This is a genomic window from Nocardia sp. CA-119907 (assembly GCF_050955995.1).
Lineage (GTDB): Bacteria > Actinomycetota > Actinomycetes > Mycobacteriales > Mycobacteriaceae > Nocardia.
This window is the reverse complement of record NZ_CP192091.1, coordinates 6786627-6804622: the sequence shown is the minus strand read 5'-3', so window position 1 is coordinate 6804622 and position 17996 is coordinate 6786627. Positions and strand designations below refer to the sequence as shown.

General features: G+C 66.8%; 18 protein-coding genes. 10 read left to right on the top strand and 8 right to left on the bottom strand.

Annotated features, from left to right (window positions below):
* Window positions 1–266: 266 nt before the first annotated feature.
* The 4 genes from ACQP2D_RS30320 (at window position 267) to pheT (ending at window position 4956) form a co-directional block, all read left to right on the top strand.
* Window positions 267–521: a hypothetical protein gene (locus tag ACQP2D_RS30320; RefSeq protein ID WP_433679342.1), complete on the top strand. Its 255-nt coding sequence runs from the start codon at window positions 267–269 to the stop codon at window positions 519–521.
* A 277-nt stretch (window positions 522–798) separates the two neighbouring features.
* Window positions 799–1203 (top strand): hypothetical protein, encoded by a 405-nt coding sequence (locus ACQP2D_RS30315; RefSeq protein ID WP_433679341.1) that lies wholly within the window; start codon window positions 799–801, stop codon window positions 1201–1203.
* Window positions 1204–1361: 158 nt separating this feature from the next.
* Window positions 1362–2420: a phenylalanine--tRNA ligase subunit alpha gene (gene pheS / locus ACQP2D_RS30310; RefSeq protein ID WP_433679340.1), complete on the top strand. Its 1059-nt coding sequence runs from the start codon at window positions 1362–1364 to the stop codon at window positions 2418–2420.
* 31 nt (window positions 2421–2451) lie between these two features.
* Window positions 2452–4956, top strand: coding sequence for a phenylalanine--tRNA ligase subunit beta (gene pheT, locus ACQP2D_RS30305; RefSeq protein WP_433679339.1), 2505 nt, complete (start codon window positions 2452–2454; stop codon window positions 4954–4956).
* A gap of 299 nt (window positions 4957–5255) precedes the next feature.
* Here the strand turns inward: pheT and ACQP2D_RS30300 are convergent, their stop codons facing one another.
* Window positions 5256–5510 carry a hypothetical protein gene (locus ACQP2D_RS30300; protein ID WP_433679338.1) on the bottom strand — a complete coding sequence of 85 codons (255 nt, stop codon included), beginning with the start codon at window positions 5508–5510 and terminating at the stop codon, window positions 5256–5258.
* Between the two features lie 146 nt (window positions 5511–5656).
* Between ACQP2D_RS30300 and ACQP2D_RS30295 the strand changes: the two genes are divergently transcribed.
* Together ACQP2D_RS30295 and ACQP2D_RS30290 are read left to right on the top strand one after the other, a co-directional pair.
* On the top strand, window positions 5657–6355 hold the full coding sequence (locus tag ACQP2D_RS30295; protein ID WP_433679337.1) for a response regulator transcription factor: 699 nt from the start codon (window positions 5657–5659) through the stop codon (window positions 6353–6355).
* Complete coding sequence (locus tag ACQP2D_RS30290) at window positions 6352–7692, top strand: ATP-binding protein (RefSeq protein WP_433679336.1); 1341 nt, start codon at window positions 6352–6354, stop codon at window positions 7690–7692. The genes ACQP2D_RS30295 and ACQP2D_RS30290 overlap by 4 nt, the downstream gene beginning before the upstream one ends.
* A gap of 83 nt (window positions 7693–7775) precedes the next feature.
* On the opposite strand, the gene ACQP2D_RS30285 is transcribed toward ACQP2D_RS30290, so the two are convergent.
* Together ACQP2D_RS30285 and ACQP2D_RS30280 are read right to left on the bottom strand one after the other, a co-directional pair.
* On the bottom strand, window positions 7776–8417 hold the full coding sequence (locus ACQP2D_RS30285) for a TetR/AcrR family transcriptional regulator (RefSeq protein ID WP_433679335.1): 642 nt from the start codon (window positions 8415–8417) through the stop codon (window positions 7776–7778).
* 135 nt (window positions 8418–8552) lie between these two features.
* On the bottom strand, window positions 8553–9524 hold the full coding sequence (locus ACQP2D_RS30280; protein WP_433679334.1) for a DUF1259 domain-containing protein: 972 nt from the start codon (window positions 9522–9524) through the stop codon (window positions 8553–8555).
* Between the two features lie 371 nt (window positions 9525–9895).
* Here ACQP2D_RS30280 and ACQP2D_RS30275 point away from each other — a divergent pair, with 371 nt between their 5' ends.
* The 4 genes from ACQP2D_RS30275 (at window position 9896) to ACQP2D_RS30260 (ending at window position 13986) form a co-directional block, all read left to right on the top strand.
* Window positions 9896–11140, top strand: coding sequence for an MFS transporter (locus ACQP2D_RS30275; RefSeq protein WP_433679333.1), 1245 nt, complete (start codon window positions 9896–9898; stop codon window positions 11138–11140).
* 12 nt (window positions 11141–11152) lie between these two features.
* Window positions 11153–11515: an ArsR/SmtB family transcription factor gene (locus ACQP2D_RS30270; RefSeq protein WP_433679332.1), complete on the top strand. Its 363-nt coding sequence runs from the start codon at window positions 11153–11155 to the stop codon at window positions 11513–11515.
* Between the two features lie 416 nt (window positions 11516–11931).
* Complete coding sequence (locus ACQP2D_RS30265; protein WP_433679331.1) at window positions 11932–13197, top strand: hypothetical protein; 1266 nt, start codon at window positions 11932–11934, stop codon at window positions 13195–13197.
* 15 nt (window positions 13198–13212) lie between these two features.
* On the top strand, window positions 13213–13986 hold the full coding sequence (locus ACQP2D_RS30260; RefSeq protein ID WP_433679330.1) for an ESX secretion-associated protein EspG: 774 nt from the start codon (window positions 13213–13215) through the stop codon (window positions 13984–13986).
* Between the two features lie 39 nt (window positions 13987–14025).
* On the opposite strand, the gene ACQP2D_RS30255 is transcribed toward ACQP2D_RS30260, so the two are convergent.
* From ACQP2D_RS30255 to ACQP2D_RS30235, 5 genes are all read right to left on the bottom strand, one after another.
* Complete coding sequence (locus tag ACQP2D_RS30255; RefSeq protein WP_433679329.1) at window positions 14026–15054, bottom strand: hypothetical protein; 1029 nt, start codon at window positions 15052–15054, stop codon at window positions 14026–14028.
* A gap of 43 nt (window positions 15055–15097) precedes the next feature.
* Window positions 15098–15616, bottom strand: coding sequence for a hypothetical protein (locus ACQP2D_RS30250; RefSeq protein WP_433679328.1), 519 nt, complete (start codon window positions 15614–15616; stop codon window positions 15098–15100).
* A gap of 25 nt (window positions 15617–15641) precedes the next feature.
* On the bottom strand, window positions 15642–16409 hold the full coding sequence (locus ACQP2D_RS30245) for an alpha/beta hydrolase (protein WP_433679327.1): 768 nt from the start codon (window positions 16407–16409) through the stop codon (window positions 15642–15644).
* A gap of 50 nt (window positions 16410–16459) precedes the next feature.
* The gene (locus ACQP2D_RS30240; protein WP_433679326.1) at window positions 16460–16750 is read right to left on the bottom strand and encodes a DUF427 domain-containing protein; all 291 of its coding nucleotides are present in this window, start codon (window positions 16748–16750) and stop codon (window positions 16460–16462) included.
* Window positions 16751–16919: 169 nt separating this feature from the next.
* Window positions 16920–17888: an alpha/beta hydrolase gene (locus ACQP2D_RS30235; RefSeq protein ID WP_433679325.1), complete on the bottom strand. Its 969-nt coding sequence runs from the start codon at window positions 17886–17888 to the stop codon at window positions 16920–16922.
* Between the last annotated feature and the right edge of the window lie 108 nt (window positions 17889–17996).

The following is a 17996-nucleotide window of genomic DNA, read 5'->3' as shown; positions in this document are numbered from 1 at the left end:
GCTGATCGGCGGCGCGGGCTGACTGAGGTGGCTGATTTCGAGCGGTCGTACTTCGGTGGCGGTGCATGTGCGGCTGGTTCACCCGCAAAGCGGTGTCCGATGCCGTGTGTTGAATCAACTGCCGACCGAGACCCTGCACCTGGCGTGGACTGATCGCCTGGGGCGGCGCATTTGCATGTGTTCGTCCCTCGCGGCGCGGCCACACCTCGGCGATCCTGCGCAGTAATTCGCGCGCGGGTCGCATCGTGGGCCGCCTCAGGTCGCTGGTGGCGGCGCAATTTCATATCGGCGCGCGGGTGGTTCAGCCGTCCGTGCTGATCGACGTCGTGAATCATTCGCTGATCGAGACCGTGCGTCCGTCCGGGGCGGGCCGCATTTGCGTGTGGTCGCGCCGCGCCGTGCGGGCACACCGCTGCCTGCGCGATCGCCGCCCTGCGCTGATCGGCGTCGCGGGCTCGCCGCGGGTTGCCGCCGCAGGCGGGCGCATTTCCGTGTGGGCATTGCGCTGCGTTGCGTGCTGATCGCGGTTCGGGCCGCTTCAGGTTGCCAGCCGCGGGCGGGTGCACTTCCGTGGCGGTGGGTGGGCTGCTGGGCATTCCTTCATGCGCTGATCGGGGGTGGGTCCCTTCACCGGTTCCCGCGTGGCGTACTTGCATGTGGCTGTCATGTTGGTGGACGCGTGGTCTGTCCAGCGCGAACGCTGTCGGCTGTCGCGCGTGGGTGGTGGGTAGAAGGTCGGAGGTGCGGGTATTTGCGCGACCTGCAGTGATGCTCGAGTGCTATCGGTAGACTCGCGGTGTGGCGAGCCCAAGGGGTGAAGTGCTGCGGGGGCGCGTTCCCGCTGTGGTGCGGGTGGCGGGTGGGCTGATCGCGGTGGAGGGGGCGGGGTTGGTGGCCATGGCGGCGGGGTCGATCGGTAGCGAATCGGGTATCGCTATTCAGATCTACTGGTTGATGGCGCTCGGACTGGTGGTCTTTCTGGCGGGGGTGGCGTTGATCGTCGGCCGGAAATGGGGGCTGTTGCGTGTTATTGCGATCGTCATCCAATTGCCGCTGTTGCTGGCGGCGCTCGGACTCTTGCTGGCCGGCGATCTGATCTATGGGATCGTGATCGGTGCGGTTGCCTGTTCCGTCGTTGGTCTGCTGTATGCCCCGTCGGCCCGAGAGTGGCTCGGGCCGCCGCATGGGCGCTGGCCTGGGTGAACTCTGCGCGAGCTGGTGGTGGCACAGGTTCGGCACGCGACGCGGCGGTAATCCGGATGAATTGGCTTCGGCGCATCGAATACGATTCGACCAGCAGCAATGTGGGTAGGCAATCACGCGGACCCGCGAACCGATCCCCAGGGGAGAGACGAACGATCGTGGCCGACGACAACGATGGAGTCGAGAACGCAGCGCTGACCGAGGAGGCTTTGGCCGCTGCCGCGGCGGAGGCCGAGAAGGCGTTTGCGGCGGCCGCCGATCTCGATGCGCTCGCGGTCGCGAAGACCGAGCATCTCGGCGGTAAGGCGCCGCTGGCCTTGGCGCAGCGCGCACTGGGCGGGCTGCCGAAGTCGGAGAAGGCGGATGCGGGCAAGCGCGTGAATGTCGCGCGGGCCCGGGTGTCGGAGGCCTTCGAATCGCGCCGCACGGTGCTGCTCGCCGAGCGCGACGCCGCCGTCCTGGTCGCCGAGACGATCGATGTGACACTGCCCGCGAGGCGGGCCGCCGTCGGCGCCAGACATCCGATCACCGTTATCTCCGAGCAGATCGCCGATGTCTTCGTCGCGATGGGCTGGGAGGTCGCCGAGGGTCCCGAGGTCGAGACCGAGCACTTCAACTTCGACGCGCTGAATTTCCTGCCCGACCATCCGGCCCGGACCATGCAGGACACCTTCCACATCGCGCCGGAGGGTTCGCGCCAGGTGCTGCGCACGCACACCTCCCCGGTCCAGGTGCGTTCGCTGCTCGAGCGCGAACTGCCCATCTATGTGGTGTGCCCCGGCCGCACCTTCCGCACCGATGAGCTCGACGCCACCCACACCCCGGTCTTCTCCCAGGTGGAGGGGCTCGCGGTGGACAAGGGCCTGACCATGGCACATCTGCGCGGGACCCTGGACGCGTTCGCCCGCGCCCTGTTCGGGCCGGATACGCGGACTCGTATGCGCCCCAACTACTTTCCGTTCACCGAGCCATCGGCCGAGGTCGATGTGTGGTTCCCGGACAAGAAGGGCGGCGCTGGCTGGGTCGAATGGGGCGGCTGCGGCATGGTGAACCCGAAGGTGCTGATCGCCAGCGGGATCGATCCCGAGGTGTACAGCGGGTTCGCGTTCGGCATGGGGCTGGAGCGGACGCTGCAGTTCCGCAATGGCATCCCGGACATGCGCGACATCGTCGAGGGCGACGTGCGGTTCACGCTGCCCTTCGGTATCCGGTCCTGACCCTCCATCCATCGAGAGAGCGAAACGTCAAGTGCGAGTAGCGCAGTCCTGGCTGACGGACATCATCCGCCGGACCACCCCCGAGTGGTCGGTGACGCCGGAGGAGCTCGACGCCGGGTTCGTCCGTGTCGGTTTGGAGGTCGAAGAGGTCGACAAGCTCCAGCGGGTGACAGGTGATATCGATAAGCCGCTGGTGGTCGGCCGCGTCGCCGAGATCACCGAGCTGACCGAGTTCAAGAAGCCGATTCGGTTCTGCAAGGTCGATGTCGGAAATCCGGACCTACAGGAGATCGTCTGCGGCGCAACCAATTTCGCCGTCGGCGATCTGGTGGTCGTGGTCCTGCCCGGTGGTGTGCTGCCCGGTGGCTTCCAGATCTCCTCGCGTAAGACCTACGGGCATACCTCCAACGGCATGATCTGCTCGGTCGCCGAACTCGGTATCGGCAAGGATCATTCGGGCATCCTGGTGCTCGAGCCGGGTACCGCCGAACCCGGTACCGACGCCAATGAGCTGCTCGGGCTCGACGATACGGTCATCGAGTTGAACATCACGCCGGACCGCGGCTACTGCTTCTCGGCCCGCGGTCTGGCGCGCGAGCTGGCGTGCGGATTCGATCTGGAATACGCCGATCCCGCCGTGCGGATACTGCCCGATGACGAGCAGCAGGCGTGGTCTGTCCGGCTCGAGCCGGAGTCGAAGTGCACCCGGTTCGCCGTCCGCCGAGTCACCGGCATCGACCCGAATGCGGTGAGCCCGTGGTGGTTGCAGCGCCGACTGCTGCTGTCGGGTGTGCGCCCGATCTCGCCCGCGGTCGATGTCACCAACTACGTGATGCTCGAACTCGGGCAGCCGCTGCACGCCTTCGACGCGGACAAGCTCAATGGCGGTCTGGTCGTGCGGACCGCCAACGCTGGCGAGACGCTGCGCACCCTCGACGAGGTCGAGCGGGTGCTCGACGCCGAGGATGTGGTGATCGCCGATGATTCCGGCGTCATTTCGCTCGCGGGTGTCATGGGCGGTGCGACAACGGAAGTCGGCGTCGGGTCGACCGATATCGTGCTCGAGGCCGCCACCTGGAACCCGCTGCTGGTCTACCGCACCGCGCGCAGGCACAAGCTGGTCTCCGAGGCCGGTAAGCGCTACGAGCGGGTCGTTGATCCGGAGATCAATGTCGCCGCGCTCGATCGCGCCGCCCACCTGCTGGCCGAAATCGCCGGTGGCACGGTGGAATCCGCGCTCACCGATGTGCGGGTGTCGGTGCCGGCCGCGCCGCCGATCCGGATCGATATCGATCTGGCCGATCGGGTGGCGGGCGTGGTCTACCCGACCGGTACCTCGGCGCGCCGCCTCGCGCAGATCGGCTGCACGGTCGAGGTGGGTGTCGACGAGGCCACCGGACACGGTCAGTTGGTGGTCACGCCGCCGAGCTGGCGGCCCGATCTGGCGCAGCCCGCGGACCTCGTCGAGGAGGTGCTGCGGCTGGAAGGGCTCGAGCAGATCCCGTCGGTCATTCCGACCGCCCCGGCCGGACGTGGTCTGACCGCCGGGCAGCGGCGTCGTCGTGCGGTGAGCCGGGCGCTGGCCTTCGCCGGATGTGTCGAGGTGCCGCCGCCGGTGTTCCTCCCGGCCGGGGTGTTCGATACCTGGGGCCTGGATGCCGACGACCCGCGCCGCAACACCACGCGGGTGCTGAATCCGCTCGATACCGAGCGTCCGGAACTGGCGACCACACTGCTGCCCGGTCTGCTGGAAGTCGCCGCGCGCAATATCTCTCGCGGTGCGCGTGATCTCGCGATCTTCGGCATCGCGCAGGTGGTGCAGCCCGGCCCGAACGTGCGCCCGGTCGACGTGCTTCCGGTGGATCGCCGCCCCACCGACGAACAGATCACGGAACTGCTCGATTCGCTGCCCGCGCAGCCGGTCCATATCGGCGCCGTCCTCACCGGTCGCCGGGAACCGCGCGGGCCGTGGGGTGCGGGACGTCCGACCGAGGCCGCCGACGCCTTCGCGCTCGCCGATGCGATCGGTGATGCGGCGGGTGTGACGATCGAGCGGCGCACGGCTTCGTATCTGCCGTGGCATCCGGGACGGTGCGCCGAGTTGGTGGTCGATGGCCAGATCATCGGGCACGCGGGCGAATTGCATCCGGCCGTCTTGGAGCGTGCCGGTCTGCCGCCGCGCACCTGCGCCCTCGAACTCGATCTCGATGCCCTGCCGCTGCGCGAATCTCGGCCTGTCCCAGTGGTTTCCCCGTTCCCGGCGGTGCTGCAGGACGTTTCGGTGAGTGTGGCCAAGACCGTTCCCGCCGCCTCGGTGGAATCGGCGCTGCGCACCGGCGGCGGTGCGCTGCTCGAGGATATCGCCCTGTTCGATGTGTACGAGGGCGCGCAGGCGGGCGAGGGACGCAAGTCGCTCACCTACGCCCTGCGCTTCCGCGCCTCCGACCGCACGCTCACCGAGGATGAGGCGAGTGCGGCTCGCGACTCGGCGGTCGCCGCGGCCGCCGACGCGGTCGGCGCGGTGCTGCGCGGGTAGACGGTCAGTTCGACGGCTGCATAACCGCATCGCGTACGCACCGGCCTCGAACGAACTGTTCGACCCCCGAGCACCGGCTCGTACGGGCTGTCTTATCGCAGCTGATGAGCGTTTGCCGAGCCGGTGCGGGGGCTGGGGCCGGGGTAGCAGATCAGATTCACCTATCCCGCGGATGCCCGACTTGTGCTCGGGCTATGCCGCAGTCGGTGCTGTTCGATACCGCGATGCTGAATTGGGGCGCGCAGTCGGCGCCCGGAACCACCCAGGCAGCGGGGGCCGTTCACCCATGCCGCTGGCGTTCACGATGATTCCGTAGGGGTGGTCGACAACTGCTGCCAGTTCATCGCATCGAGGTGGCTGGTGATCCGGCGGACCAGTTCGCCGCTGCTATTCGCCGTGCTGTCGGTAAAGAGGTTGCCCGCGACATGGCCGCCGGTGCAGTGTGCGCAGACCTCCGGCGACACGCCAGGTCTCCTCGATCGAACATCTCTCTTCGAGGATGCCGCGCGGTGGCAAGGCGTGAGCGCCGCCGCCGCTTCCTCGTTCGGTCCCATGAGCCGCCCCCTCGCTCCGCCGCACAGATTGTGGACGAAAGCCCATAGGCTGACCAAGGTTCGCGGTATGCCTGCCCGGCTCGATTTCGAACTCGGAGACTCGGTCTGCAGCAGAATTGGTGCTCGTCGACAGGAGATGGTTCACCATGCGTGTGCTGATTGTCGAGGACGAACCGAAGATGGCCGATCTGCTGCGTCGCGGCTTGGCCGAGGAAGGGTATGCCGTCGATATCGCTGTCGACGGGCCCGACGGGTATGGGGCGGCGGTGAGCCGCGCGTATGACGCGATCGTGCTCGATGTGATGTTGCCCGGGTACAGCGGGTTCGATGTGTGTCGGCGGTTGCGGGGCGAGGGAGTCCGGGTGCCGGTGCTGATGCTGACCGCGCGCGGTGCGGTGCGCGATCGGGTCAGCGGATTGGACGGTGGTGCGGATGACTACCTGACCAAGCCGTTCCACCTGGACGAGCTGTTCGCGCGACTGCGGGCGCTCATTCGGCGCGGACCCGCCCCGCGGCCGACCGTCCTGGCCGTCGGCGATCTACGTTTGGACACCACCGAGCGACGATGTTGGCGTGGTGACGACGAAATCGTGCTCACAGCAAAGGAATACGCGTTACTGGAGATGTTCCTGGCGCAGCCGGGCGCGGTACTGACCCGCGAGGTGCTGACCGAGCACTGTTGGGACTTCGCCTACGAATCGAAATCGAATGTCGTCGACGTCCACGTCCGCGGACTGCGGGACAAGATCGACCGGCCGTTCGGGGTGGTCTCGCTGGAGACGGTGCGCGGTGCGGGCTATCGGCTGCGCCGCGATGGCGGGCGGATGGAAGGTTCTGCCCCATGATTCGCCGCTGGCCTATTCGGATCCGGCTCACCGCCGCGTTCACGGTCATGATGGCCGTGGTGCTCGCCGTCATCGGGTACGCGACGGTCACCCATACCCGAACATTCTTGGACAGGTCGGTGACCGAGTCGCTGACCTACCAGCTCGCCGAGTCGCGCCCGCTGGCCGCCACCATCGAGCCGACGCTGCCCGGGCCGAGCGAGGACACCGCCGTGCAGATTCTCACCGACAGCGGGCAGGTCGTCGCGTCGACTGCGGAACTGCCTGGGCCGTCGGTGCTTTCGAGCTCCGAGCTGGTAGCCGCACAACGTGGGACTGTAATCGTCGATCACGCGGCGGCCGGGCAATTGGCTGGTCCGGTGCGCTTGGCCGCCACCGGCGCACCTGACAACCGGGTCGTCGTGGTCATGGTGAGTCTGGCCGACCGCGATGCCGCCGTGGCGGAGCTGGCTCGCGAACTCGCGGTCGCGTTCCCGCTCGTATTGATCGCCGCGGCCGTCGGTGCGTATCTGCTGGCCATGGCCGCTTTGCGGCCGGTGGAACGCATGCGCGCCCAAGCCGCGGGCATCACCGACACCGATCCGGCCGCGCGTCTGTCGATTCCGCCCGCCGACGACGATATCTCGCGTTTGGGGACTACCTTCAACGATCTGCTGGAACGGCTGCACGAGGCGGTCGAGCGGGAGCGGCGCTTCGTCGCCGATGCGGGCCACGAACTGCGCACGCCGCTCGGCCTGCTCACCACCGAACTCGAACTCGCCCTGCGCCGTCCCCGCGACAACGCCGAACTCACCGAAGCGCTGCGCTCCGCACTCGACGAGGTGGAACGACTGTCGCGGCTGGCCCGGAATATGCTCGCGGCCACGACGGGCAAGCCCCGCGCCCCCCGCGCCCCGTTGCCCGCCGTCGAATTGCGGCCGCTGCTCGACACGGTGATCGCGCGCCACAACGCGGCCACACATGACATCGCCCTCGAGTGCCCGGCAGATGTTCAGGTCTGCGCGGACCCGGACGATCTCGACCGCATCATGACCAATCTGCTCGATAACGCGATCGAATACGGCAGCCCGCCCGTCGTCGTGCACGTCGATCGCCCCGATGCCGTGACGGTCGCCATCGGCGTTCGAGATCATGGGCCGGGCATCGCGTCGGAATTCCTGCGGCACGCATTCGAACCGTTCACCCGCGCGGACACCGCCCGCACCCGTGGTGGCAGCGGCCTCGGTCTGGCCATCGTCAGCACGCTCGCACTGCGCAACAACGCAACCGTCACCGCGGCCACCCATCCGGACGGCGGGCTGGCCATCACCGTCCTGCTCCAGGCGTCTGGCAGCTGACTATCCGGCGGGTCATCGCCTCGCTGAGCCCATCGGATGTGACGAGTGGTCGGCCGCCCGAATCGAGAGGGTGGTCTCGTTCGCTATTCGGGTGATTCGCCAACAGCCAGCAGCATGCGCAGAGTCATTGCGGCAAGGTGTTCTTCGAGGTGGCGTCGGCCGGGCATAACCGCGGCGCGGAAGCGGTGGGCGGACAAGAAGGACAGCACCATCCAGGCTCCGGCCTCGGGGTCGAGATCGGCGCGCAGCTCGCCGCCGCGCTGCCCGCGCTCGATGACTTCGCCCAGCACACTTGCCAATTCGCCGACGTGCTGGCGAACGGCCGCTTCGATCGCGGGTTCGGCGGTCAGGGTCATGGCGTCGGCGAAGATGACGCCGAGCGAGCCGGGAGAGTGCAGTTCGTCGATGTGCTCGGGGTTCAGCAATTGCGTCAACACCTCGCCGATCGAGTCGGTGTGCTCGGCGAAGGCGCGCATCATCGCGGCCATATGGCCGGAGGCGTGGGCTACGACGGCGGCGTAGAGGGCGTTCTTCGAGCCGAAGTTCTGGAACAGCACGGGTTCGGTGACACCGAGTCGAGCGGCGATCTGCCCCATGGTGGCCCGCTGGTACCCCGACTCGGCGAACACCTGAGTGGCCGCGTCGATGATCGATGCGCGCCGGTCGGCGGCACTGAGGCGGGTACGGGGTCGATCGTTCGGGGGCGAGGAGCGGGGGCGGGGCATGTCGCAATGGTATCGACCCTTGCGGAATAACTTAGTTCCTACTAAGTTGACTTTATCTTAGTCGTCACTAAGTTAAGGAGGGGTCATGGCCCTCGGATATTTCTTGCACAGTGCCGGATCAGGGCCTGGCTCAGGTCATTTCGCGGGGGCGAGGTTGGTGGCATCCAGTGCCGGGCGCAGTGCCTTCGCGAGGGTGACCGCGTCGTCGACGGCCCAGTAGTGCAGGTAGAACAGGTGCGGATCGTCGGCCAGCATATGGTTGTGCAGTTCGACCACCTCGATGCCACCCTTGCGCAGGGCCTCGATCACCTTGTTGACTTCGGTTCCGATCAGTACGAAGTCACCGTTGATCGCCGCCTTGCCGTCGCCGACCGGCTGGAAGTTGATCACCGTGGTGACGCCGAAGGTCGGCGGCAGCACATGCCCCGCGTCGCTGATGGTTTCGGCACGCGCCAGGTTGTACTTGAACAGGCCGCCGTCGGCGGTTCCCTTGCGGCCCAACGCCGCATCGATACCGGCGGTGTCGATGTCGACCGGCGTCTGCTGCGCGGGCGGCGCGGTGGCCGGGGCGATGGAGGTGGCGGCGAGGGCGGCCTGCAGGCCGTTGGCCAATTGCGTCGGGTCGCCCATGCCTTCGATATGCGTCCACCAGATCGGCGGTGACTGCTCGAGCAGGTGCTTGTGCAACGCGGTCTGCCGGAAGCCGTTGGCGTGCAGGGCATCGGTGACCTTGGGCAGCTCTTCCTCAGTGACGACAAGGTCGCCCATCACCATGGTCCCGTCGTCGTATTTGCCGAACACGGCATAGCCGCCGAGGGACAGGCCGGGTTTGACGGCCACGCCCCGGGATTGCACCTGTAGGTCCGAGCGGACCAGCGGAATGCGGTAGACGGTGTTGTTGTCGCCGAACTTGCCGGTGCGGCCGAGGGTGTCGGTGACGGGCTTCCAGTCCGTGTCGGTGGTCGACACCGGTTTATGGGTGCCGCTCATGGGCGTGGTGCCGGAGGAGGTGCTGCTGTTGCTCGAGCAGCCTGCCGCCACCGTGACGGCCAGTAGTGCGATCAGTACCGCAATGCGTCGAACAGGTCGGCGAGCACAAGCGCGCATGGGAGTTCCTGTCGTCGTAGGAAGCAGTTCGGTTGGGACGAGCCGAGCTATACGGCAAGGTCTAGCGGCAGTTCATGAAGCCGCGATGAAGATCCCTCTCGGTTACGCGGTGGGCTCGAACTCCCACGACACGGGTTCGCCATCGCGGTGCCCTTGGGGATCGGGCAGTAGATGTGCTGGCTGGCCAGGCGAGTGCCGGAGTGCGCGCGCCTCGTCACTCTGGGCGGCGCGACGCCTGTCTGGGTGCGATCGCAATTTGCTGCCTGGTGGAGCTGGAGCTATCGCGCACAGCATGTCTATATGTTCGCAATTGCGCACTCTTTGTCGTATGGTGTTCAAGTTTGTCGGATGCGGTTGGTTCGGAGGCTCGTGTGATCGAGGTGTTGCGGCACCCCCAGTTCCGTCGTCTGTTCACCGCCCAAGTGGTGGCGCTCGTCGGCACAGGGTTGCTGACCGTGGCCCTCGGGCTGCTCGCCTACGACTTGGCGGGCAGCGATGCCGGTGCGGTTCTCGGTACCGCGCTGGCGATCAAGATGATCGCGTATGTCCTTGTGGCGCCGGTGATCTCGGCCCTGACCGACCGTGTGCCGCGGCGCGTCCTGCTGGTGTCGGCCGATGTGATCCGGATGGTGATCGCATTGACGCTGCCGTTCGTCACACACGCCTGGCAGATCTACGTGCTTATCTTCATTTTGCAGTCGGCGTCGGCGACCTTCACCCCGGCGTTCCAGGCGGTGATTCCGTCCGTGCTCGTCGACGAGGAGGACTACACGCGCGGACTGACGCTGTCCCGGCTCGCCTACGACCTCGAATCCCTGCTCAGCCCCGTGCTGGCGGCCGCGCTGCTCACGGTGATCAGCTACAACCTGTTGTTCGTCGGCACCGCGGCCGGATTCGTCGTTTCGGCGATCATGGTGGTCGGCACTCGGCTGCCGCGGCTGGTGCCCGCCGATCGCTCCATCCCGCTGGCGCGGCGGATCACCGGGGGAGCGCAGCTCATGTTGGCACGCCCGGTGCTGCGCGGCCTGCTGGCCATGAACCTCGCCGTCGCCGCTGCGACCGCGTTGGTCGTGGTGAATACCGTTGTGTACGTGCGCGATCTGCTCGACGGCCCCGCCTCGGCGGTCGCCCTCGCGCTGGGCTGCTACGGCGGCGGCTCGATGCTCATCGCCCTGTCGATCCCGCTCCTGCTCACCACCGTGTCCGACCGCCGCCTGATGCTCACCGGCTGCGCGCTGCTGCCGGTGGGTCTACTCACGGCGGCCCTCATCGCGGGACTCGCGCCCGCCTCCGCGCTCGGCTGGACGCTGCTGGCGATCGCGTGGATCACCCTGGGCGCGGGTACCTCGCTGATCAACACCCCATCGGCGCGACTGCTGCGCGCTCAGTCCGATACCGATACGCGCACAGCGGTTTTCACCGCTCAGTTCTCGCTTTCGCACGCCTGCTTCCTGGTGACCTATCCGATCGCAGGGTGGGTCGGCGCGGGCGCTGGCCAGCTCGCCGCCGCGTTTGCGCTGGCCATCGTGGCTACACTGGCTGGAACGACGGCCGCACGGATGTGGCCGATCGGCACTCCCTCGGGAGCCGAGCCGGTTGCAGTAGGAAGTCGATAAAACATGAGCGGGATGGACAATTCGCCAGCGATCGAGCCTCCGGTGAGCCTCGAACACCCCGTGGTGGCCGACCAGGCGCACCTCGAGGCCGCCACCGGAGCGTTCCGCATGCTCGCCGACTCCACCCGCCTACACATCCTATGGCTGCTCGCCGATGGCGAGGCCGATGTCAACACGCTCACCGAAGCCTGCGGCGCCTCCCGCACCGCCGTCAGCCAACACCTGGCCAAACTCCGCTTCACCGGCATGGTCGCCACCCGCCGTGAAGGCCGCCGTGTCATCTACCGCATCCGCGACGGCCACCTCGCCCGCCTCGTCCGCGAAGGTCTCAACCACGCCGACCACATCGTCACCGGCGAACCCCCGCACGCGTAGACATGCCAGCGCACCGATGACGTGGTCCCCGGCCGCGCCGTGCGCCATCCTCGACGATCGCATCCTGATGCCGCGGCCGGGCATACGGAAGTATCTCCCCGCCGCAGCAGGCCGCGGCGCCACCCGCGGCCGCACCCGGCCGGGCCGCCTGCCGCGCCGACGCAGGTACCGGAAGCAGAGAAGGGACCATCCCTCGTCGCAGTGGCGGGTACGGATGGGGGCGATGATCCCAAAACGCCACGCGCAGACGGTGATCGACTGTGCCTCTAGTGCCAGGGCTGAGAACGGTTTGGTGAGGGGCAGGTGGGGATACCGTTTGATACGGTAAGGATCTTCGGACGGTCGAGAGGGTGGGGATGGCGCACCGAGTGACGTTGATGCTGCGATCGATGGGCGGTTGATCCATGGGATTCGGCATGTTCAATTGGAGCGCAGGTGATCTCGGGTCCGCGATGTTGGAAAGTCTCACCGACTGGATCGCCGGTGAGCAACGTCAGCCGGGCGTCGATCCGGCGGCCGTGCAGGACAAGTACAACCAGCAGCGCGACGGAGTTCGCAGCGCCGCCAATGGCATCGGCTTCCAGGGCGATTACCGACCGCGTTCGGTAAAGGGCCGCGACGATTTCGATCGGCCGTCCACCGCAGAGCTGCGCGAGAAGGTCGACAAGATCGATATCACCGCGGTCGACAATCTCGCGACCGCATGGAATGAGATCGGCAAACGCGCCGAGACGTCGTTGGATACCTTCAAGAAGGCGATGGAACGCGCGACCGATGAAGGCATCTGGAAGGGGGCCGCGCGCAACGCCGTCGCCAAGGCCGTCGGGGATTACAGCACCCAGGCGGTGCAGCTGGCCAATGCCGCCAAATTGACCGGCAGCAAGGTCGCCGAACTCACGACCGGTTTGGAACCGACCAAGGCCCTGGTGCCGCACGCACCCGAGCTGCGTTCGAATGTCGAGAATGCCAGGCACTGGATCGCGGGCCGCGGCTGGCGCGATAACGATGAGGCCGAGGGCACCGCACATGCCGAGGCGGTCCGGGTGCTGCGCACCGTCTACGCGCCGGTCATCGAGGAGACCGACACCGACGTTCCGGTCATCCCCAAACCCGACAACCCCACGACGAAGCCGGGCGAAACTCCCGGCGGCGGGCCGGGCAACAGTCCTGGCGGCGGTCCCGGCTCCTCCCCGGGTAGTCAGCCGACGGACAAGCAGGAGCCCAAGCCCACCGAGCAGAGTCCGTCCACCGATCCGTCGAGCACGCAGTCGACGGGTAGTTCGACGACACCCTCGTCGACCACCAGCACCGAGCCGACATCGACGAAGCCGGATACCACCGCGACCAACCCGTCGTCGACGACAACGCCGACCACCACGGGTTCGCCGATCCGTTCGGCCAGCCCGAGCGGCACCCCCGGTACCACCAGCCAGTCGCCGGGCCGAACCGTCACCGGCACACCCACCGGCACCGCCGCCGCCACCGCGGCGGCCGCAACCACCGCCGCGACCTCGGGGCGCAACGGTATGTCCGGTATGGGCGCACCCGGCAATCGCGGCGGCAAGGACGAGAACGAGTCCACCAAGGGCATCCCCGATTACTTGATCAACCAGCAGAACGGCGAAGAGCTCACCGGGCTCACCAATGCGCCGAAGACGGTCCCGCCGGTCATCGGCGAGTAGGAACAGGAAGACCGCATGACAACCGCGCGGCGGTGGCGATTCACCGCGCTCGAATTCCGAGTGCTCTGGGAGTCGACCGGACGGGACGTGCTCCCGTATCCGCTGCGACATCGCTCCACCGAGGTCTTCCAGGAGGATTCGGATCGGCTGCGCCGGGCCGCGGCCGAGGTGGTGATGCCGCAACTGGACGAGGATCTGGTGCGCGCCGTCGAGGTGCTGCTGGCACCGGAGGCGCGGGTGGAGGTGGCCGGATTCCACGGTCCGCGCAACGAGCGGAAGATCCGTGCGCACGGTGGCGTGCATTTCCAGCACGCCGCGCTGGCGATCCAGCAGCCCGGCCTCGATCACGAGCACGGCGGGGCGGTGGACCTGCTGTTCCTGACGGTCGAGGATCTGGTCCCCGCGGTAGTCGATGTACTGCCGGAATGCCGTGCGGGACAGGGTAAACCGATGCAGGTCCCGATCGAGGAGTTGGAAAAGCCGCCGCCGGTGGTGCGCGATGCATGGCGTCCGACGGTGCGCGAGGAGTTCGAGAAGTTCTTCCGTCGGCCGACCTCGGCCACCGTGCACGTCGGGGTGTACCCGTTCGGCAGTGTGGACAATCGGCATACCAAGGGCCGCAAGGACTTTCAGATCACCGATTTCGACAATGACGGCCGCTACGTCAGTTTCGGTAGTCGGACCGTGGTCGTGAAGCCGACCGACCGTCAGCGCATCACCGCCACGCTTCGCGAAATGATCTGCCGCACTGTCGAAGAGGTCCGCAACGGCGATCATCTGGCCCCCTGAGGGGTTCCCCGCGCCCACCGGACGCGGGGAATCTCATACTCAGCCCTTGACCTCGCCCAGAATCCCGAGCACCACATCCGAGGTGTAGAACGGCTCCAGCCGCTCGCGAATCAGCTTGCCCAGCACGCCATTTCGCTTCGCGCCCTCGATCACGGCGGGACCGTAGCGCAGGATCTCCTTGGCGATATCGTCGCCGGACAGGCCGAGTTCCGGCAGCATCGCGGCCAGCGTGTAATCGCCGTACTTGGTGAAGAAGACGTCGACGCATTCGTCGACGAGCAGCCCGAAGTATTCCTTCTCCCTGGTGGTTACGGCGATCTCGTAGCAGAGCAGGACCAGTTCGTTCAGATCTTTCTGGGTCAGGTAGTCGCGCAGACCGCTCACCGGTTCGTCGGCGTGCAGGTCCCAGAACTCCATCGCGGCATCGTGCACCGGAGCGTCGCGCAACATCTCGCGGATGGCATTGTTGGTGCGCTTGAGTGCGAAGACCGCGCCCTTGCCCGCCATATCGCCGATGAAAGTGCTCTCGGTGGCCTTCTTGGCGGTTTTGGCCGCCGACTGTCCCATGGAGATCAGCGAGGAGACACCCGGAATCTTGCCCGCGATCTGCTTGTTCGCCTCCATGAAATCGGAGATGAGCTTGTCCACGAATTTCGAGGCGACGGTGGCGACCAGCGGGCTCTCGGTGAGCCGCTCCAGGATGCGCTCCTGCGCCTGGTGCATACCGAAGATCTTCTCCAGCAGCGCCTCGACCGGTTCGCGTTCGACCACCTGGCCGAGGGTGTAGTCATTGTTCGCGGCGATATTGTCGTAGATCGAGTCGGCGAAGACCCCGACCATATCCGCGATCACCGGGCTGCCGCCGATCAGGTCGATAACGGTGCGGACCGTCTCCTTGGCCTGGTCGATCTCCACGATGTCGCGGAAGATGAGGGTGTCGGCCACCCCGATCACCGATTCCACGTCACGGGCGACGACCTCGGTGAATCGGTCGCCGCTCACCTCGGCCAGCAGGAAATCCACCTGGGCATCGAGAAGCCGTTCGGCGATCTCACGCGGCTCGCTCATCGAATTCCACCATCACATTCATAGTCCGTCGCGCTCGGCCAGCCTACGGATCGTTCGATTCGACGTCGTTGCCGCGCAACGATTTCCGTATCTGTTCCAGACGCTCACGCGCGGCTTTCTCGCGCGCCTCCCATTGTTCGTCGGCACTGCGGCCCGCCGGGGTCTGCCGGTCGAGTTCGCCCATCCCCTGCGCGGTGCCGAAGCGCTGCTCGACCTTATCGCGAACTGACTCGAAGGTAGGGACTCCGCCGGAGGAATATCCGCCCACCTCGGGGCCGGACGGAATACCGGTCGGCGGTACCGGTACCGCGGGTACCGGAAAAGCGCCTCCGACCTGGCCGGATGCCGCGGCATCGGATTCCCGATCATACGTCTGCGGCGTTGGAGTGGCGCGACTCACAGTCGCATCGGATCCCATATGACCGAGGCCAGCGGCCTCGACTACCGCGGTGTGCACCCAGGCAAGCCGCGGTCGTCCGGCGGTGACTGTGCCCAGCACCGCCAGGAGTTCGTCATCGGACAGTGCCGCGAGCCGTGCGGTGATCTCACCCAAATCACTCATATCGCCAGGCTACGCACGCCTGCGATCAGGCCGTGAGCAGATTGCCGGCCCAGGTGCGGATCAGATCCAGCCAGGAGACTTCCAGCGACATGATCAAGTCGTTGTGACCTGCGCCGGGGAAGATCACCAGCTGTTTCGGTTCGGGTGCGGCCTCGTACAGGCGCTCGGCATGGCGCAGCGGCAGGAGTTCGTCGTGGTCGCCGTGCATGATCAGGACGGGGGCGCGCAGTGTGCGGATGCGGCGCAGGCTCGGGTAGGCGTCCGGGACGAGTGGACCGGGGAGGAAGGGATATACCGAGCGAGCCGCGTCGCGCAGGCCGGTGAAGGTGGACATCAGCACCAGTCCGGCGGGCGGATGTTCGGTGGCCAGCTCGAGCAGTACGCCGCCGCCGAGCGACTTCCCCAGGTAGAGGACGCGTTCCGGGTCGACTCCCGGCTGTTCGAGCAGCACCCGGCGAGCCGCGTGGGCGTCGAGGTAGGTGCCGCGCTCGGTGGGTCGCCCGGTGCTGCGGCCGAAGCCGCGATAGTCGAAAGTCAGTACGTCCAAACCGATTTGGGTGAGCATCGCGTAGATCGGCACCCGGTCGCTGATATTGCCCGCGTTGCCGTGCGCGAACAGGACATGCCCGATCGAGCGTTCGGCGGGCACCCACCAGCCGTGCAGCGTCTCGCCGTCGATTGTCGGGATGGACAGCTCGGTGTAGTCCAGATCGAGGACCGACGGCGTCTGCACGACCTGCCGATCGGGCATGAAGGTCAGCGCGTTGAGGATCGGGCTGGCGGGGTGTCGCATGCCATCGTTCTTACTCGGTGCACGCCACCTGTGTGCGCCGACTGCCCGGACTACGCCTCGACGACGTCGACGCCCTTCCAGAAGGCGACGCGATCGCGCACCTGCTCGGCCTCCGGCTTCGGATCCGGGTAGTACCACGCGGCATCCGCATTCTTCGCACCCTCGACCTCCACCGTGTAGTAGGACGCGAGCCCCTTCCAGCCGCACACGGTATGGGTATCGCTGTCCCGGAAATACTCGGTATTCAGCGACCCCGCCGGAAAGTAATGATTGCCCTCAACTACTACGGTGTCATCGCTCTCGGCCAGCACAATGCCGTTCCACACCGCTCGAATGCTCATCGAATCTCCCACCGTCGCACCGGATTCCGCCGCACACACAGCACGGCTACGGGGTGTAACCCAAACCACACCCGCCGTATTCCCCGCACCCAGTGCTCCCACTCGTTCTCTGCCCCCGCACCGATTTCGCCCACCTGCTCTCGGCACGGGCGTGCAAGAGGTTTGCGTCTTATACGCCGAGACCGGCTTTCAGGGCGGGCCAGGATTTGGGGAGGGCGGCCTTCCAGTACGGCCAGGAGTGGACGCCGATGGCGGCGTAGTCGAGGGAGAGGTCGGCGCCGAAGAGTTTCATTGCGGGCGAGAGGGCGAGGGTGCAGTCATGCGAGACCTGTTCGATCTCGTTCGACCGGATCGGGTCGTTGGGCCACGACCAGCGATCATCGAACGGGGCGTCGTCCGGACCGGGCACGCCCGTACCCACGTACAGGTGGACCGGTTTGCCGCGCAGCGTGTCGAGATGTTTGCTCGGATCGTGTGCGGCCCACTCCGGGTTGCCCGCGGTGCCCCACATGTTGTCCGGGTTGCCGCCCTTCGATTCGACGACGGGGCGCACCGACAACTGTCCGACACCGTCGGTGGAGTAGCAACCGCTGAAAGCGGCGAGGGCTCGGAACATATCGGGGTGACGGACGGCGAGAATGGCGGCCGCTCCCGCGCCCATCGAAAGTCCGCCGATGGCGTAGACGCCATTGCCCTTCAGTTCGCGGTCGATCAGCGGCGGCAGTTCCGAGGTGAGAAAGGTTTCCCACTTCTGGTGCCCGATTTTGGGATCATCCTGCAACCAGTCGGTGTAGTAGGTGCCCCCGCCGCCGACCGGCATCACCACATTGACCGGCTTGTCGGCGAAGAACTCTTTGGCGCCGCCGCGCAGCGTCCACGTGCTCGCCGACTGGGATTCCGTCGCCCCGTTACCGTCCAGCAGCAGCAAGGTGGGGCGGGGTGCCGATTGGTTCGCGGGCACCAGCACGTCGAGGTGGATGGTTCGCTTCATCGCGGGGGAGCGAACGTACATCTGCCATTGCTGTGCGGAGGTGCGCTCGATTCGCTCGACGACGGCGTCCGCGTTCGCGCTCGCCTGCGGAGCGACGACGAACAGCGGCGCGACCGCGACGACCACGGCCGCGGCGACAGCTGTCATCCGCCGGTACCGCCGGCGTCCTCGCAATACCGATATGCGCAAATCCATGCTGCCAACCCTCATCGACGGTTGGCCCCCATAGGAGGCCGTGACATTTCGCGTCGACAA

Coding starts and splice junctions, on each gene's coding strand:
- ACQP2D_RS30300 (WP_433679338.1), bottom strand. CDS start 5,510: ATGGGACCGAACGAGGAAGCGGCGGCGGCGCTCACGCCTTGCCACCGC.
- ACQP2D_RS30295 (WP_433679337.1), top strand. CDS start 5,657: ATGCGTGTGCTGATTGTCGAGGACGAACCGAAGATGGCCGATCTGCTG.
- ACQP2D_RS30290 (WP_433679336.1), top strand. CDS start 6,352: ATGATTCGCCGCTGGCCTATTCGGATCCGGCTCACCGCCGCGTTCACG.
- ACQP2D_RS30285 (WP_433679335.1), bottom strand. CDS start 8,417: ATGCCCCGCCCCCGCTCCTCGCCCCCGAACGATCGACCCCGTACCCGC.
- ACQP2D_RS30280 (WP_433679334.1), bottom strand. CDS start 9,524: ATGCGCGCTTGTGCTCGCCGACCTGTTCGACGCATTGCGGTACTGATC.
- ACQP2D_RS30270 (WP_433679332.1), top strand. CDS start 11,153: ATGGACAATTCGCCAGCGATCGAGCCTCCGGTGAGCCTCGAACACCCC.
- ACQP2D_RS30265 (WP_433679331.1), top strand. CDS start 11,932: ATGTTCAATTGGAGCGCAGGTGATCTCGGGTCCGCGATGTTGGAAAGT.
- ACQP2D_RS30260 (WP_433679330.1), top strand. CDS start 13,213: ATGACAACCGCGCGGCGGTGGCGATTCACCGCGCTCGAATTCCGAGTG.
- ACQP2D_RS30255 (WP_433679329.1), bottom strand. CDS start 15,054: ATGAGCGAGCCGCGTGAGATCGCCGAACGGCTTCTCGATGCCCAGGTG.
- ACQP2D_RS30250 (WP_433679328.1), bottom strand. CDS start 15,616: ATGAGTGATTTGGGTGAGATCACCGCACGGCTCGCGGCACTGTCCGAT.
- ACQP2D_RS30245 (WP_433679327.1), bottom strand. CDS start 16,409: ATGCGACACCCCGCCAGCCCGATCCTCAACGCGCTGACCTTCATGCCC.
- ACQP2D_RS30240 (WP_433679326.1), bottom strand. CDS start 16,750: ATGAGCATTCGAGCGGTGTGGAACGGCATTGTGCTGGCCGAGAGCGAT.
- ACQP2D_RS30235 (WP_433679325.1), bottom strand. CDS start 17,888: ATGACAGCTGTCGCCGCGGCCGTGGTCGTCGCGGTCGCGCCGCTGTTC.